10 protein-coding genes are annotated in these 12,451 nt (G+C 42.2%); 6 read left to right on the forward strand and 4 right to left on the reverse strand.

Annotated features, from left to right (window positions below; all coding sequences use genetic code 11):
* Window positions 1-12: 12 nt before the first annotated feature.
* Window positions 13-1,236 (reverse strand): tRNA guanosine(34) transglycosylase Tgt, encoded by a 1,224-nt coding sequence (tgt, locus tag B1sIIB91_RS01485; RefSeq protein ID WP_095687870.1) that lies wholly within the window; start codon window positions 1,234-1,236, stop codon window positions 13-15.
* A 158-nt stretch (window positions 1,237-1,394) separates the two neighbouring features.
* Between tgt and B1sIIB91_RS01490 the strand changes: the two genes are divergently transcribed.
* The 5 genes from B1sIIB91_RS01490 to B1sIIB91_RS01510 all read left to right on the forward strand — a co-directional run bounded on the left by B1sIIB91_RS01490 (window position 1,395) and on the right by B1sIIB91_RS01510 (window position 7,188).
* The gene (locus B1sIIB91_RS01490) at window positions 1,395-2,360 is read left to right on the forward strand and encodes an ABC transporter permease (RefSeq protein ID WP_095687871.1); all 966 of its coding nucleotides are present in this window, start codon (window positions 1,395-1,397) and stop codon (window positions 2,358-2,360) included.
* Between the two features lie 50 nt (window positions 2,361-2,410).
* Complete coding sequence (locus tag B1sIIB91_RS01495; RefSeq protein WP_190279180.1) at window positions 2,411-4,135, forward strand: ABC transporter substrate-binding protein; 1,725 nt, start codon at window positions 2,411-2,413, stop codon at window positions 4,133-4,135.
* A gap of 73 nt (window positions 4,136-4,208) precedes the next feature.
* Window positions 4,209-5,201, forward strand: a complete 993-nt coding sequence (locus B1sIIB91_RS01500) for an ABC transporter permease (RefSeq protein ID WP_095687873.1) — start codon at window positions 4,209-4,211, stop codon at window positions 5,199-5,201.
* Window positions 5,198-6,223, forward strand: coding sequence for an ABC transporter ATP-binding protein (locus B1sIIB91_RS01505; protein WP_095687874.1), 1,026 nt, complete (start codon window positions 5,198-5,200; stop codon window positions 6,221-6,223). The genes B1sIIB91_RS01500 and B1sIIB91_RS01505 overlap by 4 nt, the downstream gene beginning before the upstream one ends.
* Window positions 6,220-7,188 carry an ABC transporter ATP-binding protein gene (locus B1sIIB91_RS01510; RefSeq protein WP_095687875.1) on the forward strand — a complete coding sequence of 323 codons (969 nt, stop codon included), beginning with the start codon at window positions 6,220-6,222 and terminating at the stop codon, window positions 7,186-7,188. The genes B1sIIB91_RS01505 and B1sIIB91_RS01510 overlap by 4 nt, the downstream gene beginning before the upstream one ends.
* Here the strand turns inward: B1sIIB91_RS01510 and B1sIIB91_RS01515 are convergent, their stop codons facing one another.
* The 3 genes from B1sIIB91_RS01515 to panB form a co-directional block, all read right to left on the reverse strand.
* Complete coding sequence (locus tag B1sIIB91_RS01515) at window positions 7,189-9,147, reverse strand: M13 family metallopeptidase (RefSeq protein WP_095687876.1); 1,959 nt, start codon at window positions 9,145-9,147, stop codon at window positions 7,189-7,191.
* Window positions 9,148-9,233: 86 nt separating this feature from the next.
* A complete protein-coding gene (locus tag B1sIIB91_RS01520) occupies window positions 9,234-9,422 on the reverse strand; it encodes a hypothetical protein (RefSeq protein WP_095687877.1) in 189 nt (62 codons plus the stop codon).
* A gap of 298 nt (window positions 9,423-9,720) precedes the next feature.
* A complete protein-coding gene (gene panB, locus B1sIIB91_RS01525; protein WP_095687878.1) occupies window positions 9,721-10,530 on the reverse strand; it encodes a 3-methyl-2-oxobutanoate hydroxymethyltransferase in 810 nt (269 codons plus the stop codon).
* A gap of 106 nt (window positions 10,531-10,636) precedes the next feature.
* Here panB and B1sIIB91_RS01530 point away from each other — a divergent pair, with 106 nt between their 5' ends.
* Entirely contained in the window at window positions 10,637-12,331 is a 1,695-nt protein-coding gene (locus B1sIIB91_RS01530; RefSeq protein WP_095687879.1) for an NAD+ synthase, read from the forward strand.
* Window positions 12,332-12,451 lie beyond the last annotated feature (120 nt).

Raw genomic sequence — 12,451 nt, forward strand, 5'->3', positions numbered from 1 at the left:
TCTACCCCCAAATTACTTTTTGTAGTATCTGGCCATAAACGCATCTTTAAACTCAAAAAATGTACCTTTTTCAATACTTTCTCGCATCTGATCAACTAATCCAACAATAAAGTGTTGATTATGAATGGTTGCTAAGGTGGCAGCCACCATTTCCTTTGCTCTAAATAAATGGCAAAGGTAAGCTCGGGTGTAATTGCGGCAGGTGTAACAGGTGCAATCTTTTTCAATTGGAAAAAACTCATCTTTATGGGGAGCATTTGAAATATTAACTCGGCCATCTTTAGTAAAGACTGAGCTAGTTCTAGCTTGCCTAGATGGAGCTACGCAATCAAAGGTATCTGCGCCATTTTCTACGCCCACAAATAAATCATCAGGTTCACCAATACCTAAAAAGTGACGAGGCTTATCCGCAGGTAGCTCCTCATTTACCCACTTTAAAATATCTCCAAGTGTTTGCTTATCTAGAGCTCCACCAATACCAAATCCATCAAAGCTGATACCACTTTGACTCATCGTTGCTAAATCTTTTGCAGATTTTCTGCGCAGCTCTTCATATTGAGCCCCTTGAATAACCCCAAATAATGCTTGATATGGTTTATCACTTCGAGCCTTAGTTAAGCGATCATGTTCACTTAAGCACCGCTGGGCCCATAATCTGGTTCGCTCTAATGCTTTTTCTTGATAACTTCTTGTGTTGTGAAGAGTTGTGCACTCATCGAAGGCAAAAATGATATCGGCCCCGATGTGATGCTGCACCTGCATAGAAACTTCTGGGGTAAAGCGGTGTAGTGAGCCATCTAGGTGTGATTTAAAGGTAACCCCATCATCATCAACATGAGCAAGGCGCTGCTTATCATCTGCAATCACATCATCGGCTTGAAAGGTGTTCTCATCCATTGCGATAACTTTTTTAAACCCAACCCCAAGGGATAAAACCTGAAAGCCGCCAGAATCAGTAAAAGTTGGCCCATTCCAATTCATAAACTTTGCTAAGCCACCTGCTCTATCAATTAACTCAGATCCAGGTTGTAGATAGAGGTGATAAGCATTTGCTAAAACAGCTTGTGAACCAAGCTCTTTTAGTGATTCAGGAAGAACTGATTTAAGAGTTGCCTTTGTTCCCACTGGGATAAATGCTGGTGTCTTAATTACGCCATGGGGAGTAGATATCTGTCCAGTCCTCCCCAGTCGATTTTTAAGTGAGGTACCGACCTTAAATTTAAACTCACTACCCATATGCGTAGTCAACCATCCTCTGATTATTGGTAAAAAAAGATAAATAACATTATTGATACCGCTACTGAGCCTTATTCACCCCTTTAGACGGCTAGTTATATCCCCGGTAGTTGACTATCTTAGGGCTCATACAGCAATTTTTAAGGAGCCTGTTATAAATGAGCACTGCCGCAATTGCTACTCATTCAGGGATTGAAGGTCGTTCACCTACCCAGATGGCATGGCAGCGTTTAAAAAAAGATCGCTCTGCCAAAATCTCTGGTTCAGTAATCGCATTCTTCTTATTACTAGCCATTACCGCACCAGTCTTTACCTGGATTATGCACACCACTCCAGATGAGTTTCACCCAGAGACATTAGATCCAGAGTTTGCAACTAATCCATTAGGCAAATTTGGGGGCATCTCAGGAACACATTGGTTTGGGGTAGAGCCAAGAACAGGGCGTGATGTTTTCTTACGATTTGTTTATGGTGCTAGAACCTCTTTAACCATTGCATTAGCGGCAACCTTAGTTGCAACAGTAATTGGAATTGTAATTGGTCTGATTTCGGGCTTTTTTGGTGGCAAGACTGATTTAGCTTTATCTCGAACCATGGAAATTACACTTGCGTTTCCATCTATTTTATTTGCATTAGCTATTACGCCAGTCTTAGAAAATGTTTTTGAAGGTTGGGGCTTACCACCTGGAAATGGCACTCGAATTCCAGTAATGATATTTGTTCTGGCTATGTTTGGTTGGCCTTACATCGCACGTATTGTTAGAGGCCAAGTTATTTCGCTGCGTGAGCGCGAGTTTGTGGAAGCAGCCAGAGCACTTGGCGCCTCCAAGTTTCATTTAGTTTTTAATCAAATACTTCCAAACTTATGGGCACCAATTTTGGTAACAGTTGCGCTAAATATTCCAACTATGATTACCGCAGAGGCTGCCTTAACATTTTTAGGTGCAGGGGTAATTGATCCAACCTCAGATTGGGGAGCAATGCTTTTAGCCTCAGTGCCGTTTTATAGTATTAACCCAACCTACACATTTATTCCAGGTTTTGCTTTGTTCCTGCTTGTGCTCTCATTTAGTTTATTAGGTGACAGCATTCGAGACGCACTCGATCCCCGAAGTTCCCGGTAGAACATATGACTACCGGGTTAAAAAAGAAACACCTACTAGGAAGGGTTCAAATGAACCTTAAAAAGAAAGGTCTTGCAGTTGCTGGTGCACTTACACTTGGTGCATCTTTAATTGTTTCGATCACAGCTGCTGAGGCAGCAACCCCAGCTTCTTGGGTTGGACCTGTTCCAGCTAAGACTGGTGCAACAAAAGGTGGAACCGTAACCGTAATTACACAAGCAGATTTTGAGCACTTAGATCCTGCCCGTAACTATGTTGGCGGAACACTTGATTTCTATCGACTGTTTATTCGCACACTTACCCAATATCGCACTGTAAATGGCAAAACTGAACTTGTGCCAGATTTAGCTGCAGATTTGGGTACAACAAATGATGGTGGACTTAGCTGGACATTTAAGCTTCGCCCAAATCTAAAGTATGAAGATGGTTCAAAGATCACCTGTGAAGATTTGAAGTATGGAACTATGAGGTCCTACAACGATGACATCCTTGATGGTGGAACTACTTATGCTAAAGATTTCATTGATAACCCAACTAATTACAAGGGTCCATACACCGATCCAAATGGTGATCTATATGGTGTGCAGTGTTCAGCCAAGGGTGATGAAATCACCTATGTACTAACACAGCCAATCCCATATTTCCCATATGTAACTACATTTGGTTCATTTACAGCTATCCCAAAGGCAAAAGATACAAAACAGAACTACGACAACCGTCCATTCTCATCTGGCCCATACAAAATTGAGTCGTATGATCGTGGTAAGCAGTTGACTTTAGTTCGTAACTCTTATTGGGATACAAAGACAGATCCAATTCGTTGGAACTATCCAGATAAGTTCGTAGTTAAAATGGGTGCTGATCAGAATGTTATTGAGCAATCACTGATTTCTGACTCAGGTGAAGCAAAGACATCTGTGTCAACTGACACAAATATCGTTACTAACTTGTCAAAGGTTCTTGGAAAGCCTGCCTATAAGAATCGCTTATTTAGCTTCCTTTCACCTTACAACCGTTACTACGCAATAAATGTGGATACGGTTAAAGATGTAAATGTGCGCAAGGCGATTCAATGTGCATTTGACTTTAAGACCGTCCTTGCAGCTGCAGGTGGTACAAATTCTGGTCAATATGCAAACTCAACAATTCCGCCTTCAATCAAGACTGGATATCGTAACTTCACCGTGTGTGAGCGCGATGTAATAAAGAATCCAGAGGCGCAGATTGCCAAAGCAAAAGCTTACCTAGCTAAAGCAAGCGATAAGAAGACAACTCTTCGTCTGGCATATCGCGATAAGGGCGTGGAGCCACTACGTGCTGCTGCAGTTGAGCAAGCACTTAAGGCTGCTGGCTTTACTGTGATCATGGATAAGTACCCAGGTTCTGGTTACTACTCTACGGTGTCTAAGCGCGGAGGCGATAAGGAACCAGACATTGTCCAAACCTCTTGGGCATTTGACTGGTCAGCAGCCTCTGGAATTGTTTATGCATTATTTGATGCAAGGACTATGACCAGCACTGATGCAAAGAGCAATTACTCTCGTGGTAATTTTGCCGACTTGCAAAAGTTATTTGCACAAGCTGATCAATCAGCTCCTGCTGCCCAAGAGAAAATTCTTGGAGATATTGAGCAGAAGCTGATTCAAGATAAAGCAGCCCATATATCTATTTACTTTGAGCGAAGCCACATGATGTCGGGCTCAAAGTTGGGTGGCGTACAGATCGATAACGGTTGGGGAGACCTAAGCGTTATTGGTGCTTACGTAAAGAAGTAAAGCAATAACACTTAAGTTGGTCGGTGGTTAAATAATCATCGACCAACTTAAATAATTTAAGGACTATAAATAAATGTTGAAATACATATTAAAGCGCACCTTTATTGGAGTATTTGTGCTTGCTATTGTTTCAGCGGTAGTTTTTGGAATTTTTTATATCTTGCCAGCAGATCCAGCGCGTCTTGCTTGTGGTAAAGCTTGTACACCAGAGTTAATGGATCGAATTCGTCACACACTTGAGTTAGATCAACCATTATCTGTGCAGTATGGCCGCTTTGTTAAAGGCATATTTGCTGGTCGAACCTATTTAGCTGGAACTGAGGCAGAGCTAAATTGTGACGCTCCCTGCCTTGGCTACTCATATCAAAATGATTTACCAGTTACCTCACTTCTTATGGATCGCCTGCCGGCGACATTATCAATTGCATTTGGCGCCTCGATTTTATGGCTATTAGTCGGGCTATCTAGCGGAATTGTTTCAGCACTTCGGCGCGGCACAATGTTAGATAAGTTTTCTCAAGGAATTGCACTCGGTGCCGCAAGTTTGCAGATCTACTTTGTCGGCTTGATCCTACAATTTATATTTGTAGATAAGTTAGCGATACTTCCGATACCTGGCTATACCTCACCATTTGACTCGGTAAGTGATTGGGCTAAACAAATGGCACTTGCCTGGTTTACCTTGGCATTTCTATTATCTGCAATTTATTCGCGCCTAACTAGGGCAGGCATGATTGAGGTAATGAGTGAGGATTATGTAAGAACAGCAAGGGCTAAGGGATTATCTGGACGAAAGATTAATTCAAGGCATGTACTGCGAGGTGCGATTACACCAATTGTCACAGTCTTTGGCTTAGATCTAGGCGCCCTACTTGGGGGTGCGGTAATTACTGAATATGTATTTAATATTCCAGGTCTAGGTAAGTTATCAACTGATGCGGTGGCAAATCTAGATATTCCAGTGGTAACTGGCACAGTTTTATTTTCAGCCTTCTTTGTTGTAACAGCAAATATTGTTGTAGATCTAATCTATTCAGCTTTAGATCCAAAGGTCAGGCTTACGTGAGTAATTTTTTAGAGGTAAAAAATCTTTGTATTAACTTTCCTACCGATGATGGGTTAGTAAAAGCGGTTGATAACCTTTCGTTTTCAGTTGAAAAAGGAAAAACACTAGGACTAGTTGGTGAATCTGGCTCCGGAAAATCTGTAACAAGCCTTGCGATTTTAGGACTTCATAAAGGTAGTCGAGCGCAGGTAAGTGGGCAGATTTTTGTTGGCGGAGTAGAAATTAATGCCGGTAGTGAATCTGATATCCGTAAATTACGAGGTAAGCAGATGGCGATGATCTTTCAAGATTCACTAACTGCCTTAAATCCTTTCTACACAATTGGTGATCAAATAATTGAGGCATATCAAGTTCACAACAATGTCTCAAAAGCAGAGGCTAAAAAACATGCAATAGATATGCTTGATCGAGTTGGAATTGCTGAGCCGCAAAAACGAGCAGATGATTACCCGCACCAATTTTCAGGTGGTATGCGCCAGCGGGCGATGATTGCTATGGCTTTATCTTGTGATCCAAGTTTGTTAATTGCTGATGAACCGACCACAGCATTAGATGTGACAGTTCAGGCACAGATTCTTGAACTTCTTCGCCAGTTACAAAAAGATTTTGGTACTGCAATTATTTTAATTACTCATGATTTAGGAGTTGTTGCTGAAACTACTGATGATGTTTTGCTTATGTATGCGGGTAAAGCAGTTGAATACGGAAGTGTGCGAGATGTACTGGCAAAGCCGCAACACCCATATGGTTGGGGTTTACTAACCTCAATACCTAGATTAACTGGTGACCCAGATAAACGATTAGCTGCAATTAGCGGTATGCCACCTTCAATGATCTCAGTCCCATCAGGTTGTGCTTTTCATCCAAGATGTTCTTATCAAAGCACAGTTGGCCCTGCCTGCTTAGCGAGTGTGCCGCAGCTGCTTCCAGTTTCAGAGGGTGATCATCATTTAGTTAGATGTCATCTGGATGTAAAAACTAGAGTAGATATATTTAATAATCAGGTGGCGCCTAAACTATGAGTGCAATTTTAAAAGTTACCGGGTTAACCAAACATTTTTCTGGTAGTAAGCATGGGTTTTTTGGTAATGCAGATCTTATTCAGGCAGTTGATGGCCTTAATTTTGAAATCACTGCCGGTGAGGCACTTGGCTTAGTAGGTGAGTCTGGCTGTGGTAAATCAACTACTGGAAAGTTAATCACTAGGTTATTAGAGCCAAGTAGAGGAACGATTGAGTATGAGGGCCAAGATATAACTCACTTAACTAGCAAAGAGCTAAAACCAATTCGTCGGCAATTACAGATGATTTTTCAAGATCCATATTCTTCTTTAAATCCACGCCATACCGTTGGAACAATTATTGCTACCCCATTTAAGATCAGTGGTATTACCCCAGAAGGTGGAGTTAAAAAGCGGGTGCAGGAGTTACTTGAGATTGTTGGTTTAAATCCTGAGCACTACAACCGGTATCCACATGAGTTTTCAGGTGGGCAGCGGCAGCGCATTGGTATTGCTAGAGCATTAGCTCTTCGCCCTAAGGTGATAGTTGCAGATGAGCCCGTATCTGCGTTAGATGTTTCAATCCAAGCTCAGGTCATAAACCTCATGAAGGATTTGCAAAAAGATTTTGGCTTAACCTTCATTTTTATTGCCCATGATTTAGCAGTAGTTCGCCACTTTGCCCAGCGAGTAGCGGTGATGTATTTAGGAAAAATTGTTGAAATTGCAGATAGAGATACTCTCTACTCAAATCCAAAACATCCATATACCAAGGCCCTGTTATCTGCAGTTCCAGAGGTGGATCCAGATGCTGTGGGAGCAAGGCAGCGCATCACTTTAACCGGGGATGTTCCAAATCCAATTAATCCACCATCAGGTTGCAGATTTAGAACCAGGTGTTGGAAAGCGCAAGAAGTATGCGCCGATAAGGCACCTGAACTACTTCAAGTTGGCAGGTCAACTGTTGCCTGCCACTTTCCAGAGTAGTTACCAGATCCGCACTCGCTGATCTACTGGCATAAAGTGTTTATCACTTTGGCTAACTGTAAAAGCATCATAGAACTCAGTTAAGTTAGAAACTATCTGATTACATCTAAACTCATCAGGGGAGTGTGGATCAGTTGCAACCCTTCTTCTAACCTCCTCTGGTCGATATTTGCCCCGCCAAGATTGAGCCCAACCCATAAAAAATCTTTGCATCCCGCTATAGCCATCAAGTACTGGCGGCTCCTTTGCATTAAGTGAAATCTCATATGCTTTATAAGCAATTGTTAATCCACCTAGGTCGCCAATATTTTCACCAATTGTTAGTGCGCCATTGACCTTTATATCTGGGGCATTTTCAGGTGATAGCTGGTCATACTGATTAATTAACTTACTAGTTCGTTTTTCAAACTCAGATCTATCTTTATCATTCCACCAGTTAACTAAGTTGCCATCTCCGTCATACTTTGACCCTTGATCATCAAAACCATGGCCAATCTCATGGCCAATTACTGCGCCAATACCACCGTAGTTTGCAGCATCATCATCTGCTAACACATCAAAAAATGGCGGCTGCAAAATAGCAGCAGGAAAGACAATCTCATTCATTCCTGGGTTGTAATAGGCGTTAACCGTTTGCGGGGTCATATACCACTCAAATTTATCAACAGGCTTTCCTATTTTTGAGTACTCATAATCTTGAGAATATTTTGCAATAGCACTCAGGTTGCCAATTAGGTCCCCTGGCTTAATAGACAAGTTTGAGTAATCCCGCCACTTATCTGGATAACCAATCTTTGGCGTGAACTTATCTAACTTAAGGAATGCCTTCTGCTTAGTCTCATCACTCATCCAATCAAGGGCTGCAATATCTACGCGGTATGCCTGAATAAGATTTTTAACTAGATCAACCATTCGCTCCTTAGCCGCTTTACCAAAGTGGCGCTGCACATAGATCTGCCCAACCGCCTCACCTAGGGCGCCTTCAACTAAACCAGTTGCCCGCTTCCACCGCTCTTTTAGTTTTGGTATGCCAGAAAGGGTTGTGCCATAGAAGTTAAAGTTTTCATTTACTAAAGCTGAGTTTAGATATGGGCTAGCACCGGAGAGAATGTGCCAGGTGAGCCAGCACCGCCACTTTATAACCTCAAAGTCACCAAGAAGTTTGGATAACTCTTCAAAGTAGGAGGGCTGCCTAACAACAACGTGGGTGAGCACATGCTCTGGGGTCACCGAACTTTTCATCCAAAGTGGCCAATTAAATGCCGGGCCTAGTTCAGATAGCTGGGTGAAACTCTTTTTGTTATAGGTCAGATCAGCATCTCGATCCTTAACCTGATCCCAGTGACAGGTGGCGATCGCAGTTTCTAATTCCAAAACTGCTAAGGCACTGCTTTGCGCATTTTCAAGTCCTGCTAACTCAAACATATTTTTTATATGGGTAACAAAGGATTGCCTAATCTCTTTATATTCATCCTCACGGTAGTAGGCCTCATCCGGAAGTGATAATCCTGATTGGCCAAGGTAGACGATATTTTTAGAGGCATCTTTATTGTCAGTTGAAACATAGGAATAGAAAAGACCAGACAAACCATCTCTTTCTAGCTCACCTAAAAGCTGTAAAAACTCATCCTTATTATTAAAGCCTTGCGCAGCTGCTAGATCTTTAGCAATTGGGGAAATTCCTAACTGCTCTATTTTTTCCTCATCCATAAATGAGTTATATAAATCGCCAATTTTTTGAGAGGTACTTCCAATTTCTCCTGCACTTTTTGCCTGATCAATAATGATCTGTTTTACCTGTTTTTCAGCCTGTTCATATAGCTGATAAAAAGCGCCATCACTTGCTCTATCTTCTGGAATTTTAGATTCGGCTAACCACTTACCATTCATAAATCTAAAGAGATCATCCTGGGGGCGGATAGCAGGATTTATATGAGTTAGATCTAGACCACTTCGCATAATGGGGTAAGCCTATCTAGGCATTAATTAATTTTGGGCAATAAAAAATCCCGCCATTTAACTGGCGGGATTTTTTAGTTAATAATTTACTTTGAAGCTTTCTTACGACGACGACGCTTTGGGGCAGCCTTTGCTGCTTTCTTACGACGACGACGCTTTGGAGCAGCCTTAGCTGCTTTCTTACGACGACGACGCTTTGGGGCAGCCTTAGCAGCCTTACGACGACGACGCTTTGGAGCAGCTTTTGCTGCTTTCTTACGACGCTTTGCAGCCACGTATTTCTCCTATCAAAGTGGTTCGATCCGTCACCGAACCTGTTTCATGGACAAGCGTGGCACTAAATGGCAAAACTTTCCACTTATTTGGCAATAAATATGTAGCGTGTCGCAACTTTCTTTTTAAGAAATTTTATGCATTTTTTTCTAATTATTAGCAATTATTCTCCCCGCATTTAGCAAAAAACTACTGGTGAGTTAAATATTTGGCCAAATTTTCCAACTTCTAACCAAAATTTGGTAAAAAGTGGGAAAAATCCCAACTTAACCGTTTTTTGCCCCCAATAATGGGAAATATTTAGCTAAAACTTTGATCTTTAGCTGGAAAATCACCATTTGCAACATCACGGGCAAATTCACCGGCTGCATCAGCGATCTCTTTGCGCAAATTTCGGTATGCCTTGGCAAATTTAGGTAATTTTTCAGTTATTCCAACCAAATCTGTCCAAACTAATACCTGGGCATCACAATCATTGCCGGCGCCAATGCCAATTATTGGAACCGATATTGATTTAGTTATTTCAGCAGCTAACGCAGCTGGAATTGCCTCAAGCACAATTGCAAATACCCCAGCCATTTCAAGGGCTTTGGCATCTTTTAGGATTTGTTCACCACTTTCACCGCGCCCCTGCACCTTAAAACCGCCCAGGACATGAACTGATTGTGGGGTAAGACCTAAGTGGCCCATAACTGGAATTCCGGCTGCGACTAATTTTTTAATCTGCGGCACAACCTTGGCGCCGCCCTCTAACTTCACCGCGCCAACCCTTGCCTCTTTAAAAAATCTGACCCCAGTTACCAATGCCTGCTCGGGGGATGATTCATAGGAACCAAATGGAAAATCAACTACTACCATTGCGTTTTTACTGGAGTTAACTACCGCCTTAGCCAAGGGGATTAACTCATCAATGGTTACTGGAATTGTGTTTTCATGTCCTAAAAAATTATTACCAGCAGAATCACCTACTAGTAGAACTGGAATACCTGCTTCATCAAAGATCTGCGCAGTCATTTGTTCATAGCAGGTCAACATCGCCCACTTTTTACCAGCTACTTTCATCGCAGCTAAATCAGTGATTAAAACGCGAGATGTCTGGGCATTACTCATACTTACTCCTTAAGATCAAGGCTGCCTACGCAGTCCCTGTCTTTGCTAGGTAGGTTAACTTTAACTTAACCTGCGCCAGATTGGCTACCTGAGGTACTCTTGAAAAGTGAGTCAATCTGGTCAGATCCGAGTAGCGCTAGCGCAGATCAATCCCACTGTGGGAGATCTGAAAAAAAATGCTGACCTAGTTTCTAAACATGCCTTTGATGCTGCAAATGCAGGAGCTGTAATTGTGGTTTATCCAGAGATGATTTTAACTGGATACCCAGTTGAAGATTTAGCTAACCGAGCATCTTTTAGAGAAGCCTCAATTGCCGCTGTTAGTGAGTTAGCAACTCGAATAAATAATGAGGGAAATGGTGATCTAACTTTATTAGTTGGCTATCTTGGTCAAACCCAAGGGGGTAAGCCGCAGAATTGTGTGGCAGTAATTTATCGAGGAGAAATAGTTGCCACCTATATCAAACACCACCTGCCTAACTACGGCGTCTTTGATGAGTATCGCAACTTCACGCCAGGGGCGCACTCACTAGTAATTAGAGTATGCGGTGTTGATATTGGTATTGCCATTTGTGAGGATATTTGGCAATCAGGTGGACCAGTTGCAGAGCTTGCAAAGCGTGATATCGGATTACTTCTAGTTCCTAATGGCTCCCCATATGAGATAAATAAAAATGATGCCCGGCTCATCCTCGTTAAGCAGCGAGCAATTGAGGTAGGGGCCCCACTTGCCTATGTAAATATGACTGGTGGCCAAGATGATTTGGTCTTTGATGGCGACACAATTGTGGTTTCAAGTAGCGGTGAATTAATTGCCCGCGCCCCACAATTTGAAGATGGCCTTATGGTTATTGATCTTGATGTAAAGCTAGCCTCAAGTGATCCAGATTTAATTATCTCTGCTGCGCCAACTTTAAAGTATAAAAAAATAGTTCCAGGTGTTGCCAGAAGGCTTGGGGATTTAGAGCAGATTTGGCAGGGGTTGGTAATTGGGCTGCGGGATTATGTGGGCAAGAATAATTTTAAGTCAGTAATTCTTGGAATCTCAGGTGGTATTGATTCAGCATTAGTTGCTGCATTAGCAGCCGATGCTATTGGCGCAGATAAGGTCCATGGAATTGCATTGCCAAGTAAGTACTCATCTGAGCACTCACTCTCTGATGCTAAAGAGCTAGCCTCAAATATTGGTTTAAATTATCGAATTATCCAGATCACCCCAATGGTGGCAAACTTAATTGAAAACCTGCGAGTAGATGGCTTAGCTGAGGAGAACCTGCAGGCCAGAGTTCGAGGACTTACTTTGATGGCGCTGTCTAATCAAGAAGGGCATTTAGTTTTAGCAACTGGTAATAAATCAGAGTTAGCAGTTGGCTACTCAACAATGTATGGGGACGCCGTAGGCGGCTTTGCCCCAATTAAAGATCTATATAAAACCCAAGTATGGCAATTAGCTACTTGGCGAAATGAGTTAGCAATGCTGCAGGGGCAAACCCCGCCAATTCCAGAAAATTCAATTAAAAAAGAGCCAAGTGCTGAGCTTGCCCCAAATCAAAAAGACAGTGATTCTCTGCCCGAGTACAAACTCTTGGATCAAATTCTCTCTATATATATAGATGAAGATGGCGGAAGAGCTGCTGCCCTGGCGGCCGGCTTTGATCCACTCCTAGTAGATAAAGTTGTTGGCTTAGTTGATCGGGCTGAGTATAAAAGACGGCAGTATCCACCAGGCACAAAGATCTCTGCTCGCGCATTTGGTAAGGATAGAAGATTGCCTATTACCTCACATTGGCGTGAATCTTAAATATTTAACGCTTAAAAATAAACACGCAAATCATTTGCAATTAGTCTTTAGTTAAATTCTTTCCTAATATTACCCCTATGGCCATTTCAACTAAAGAGCTCATCACAATGAAGCTCTGGT

Origin of the sequence: Candidatus Nanopelagicus abundans, from assembly GCF_002288305.1 — a bacterium.
Lineage (GTDB): Bacteria > Actinomycetota > Actinomycetes > Nanopelagicales > Nanopelagicaceae > Nanopelagicus > Nanopelagicus abundans.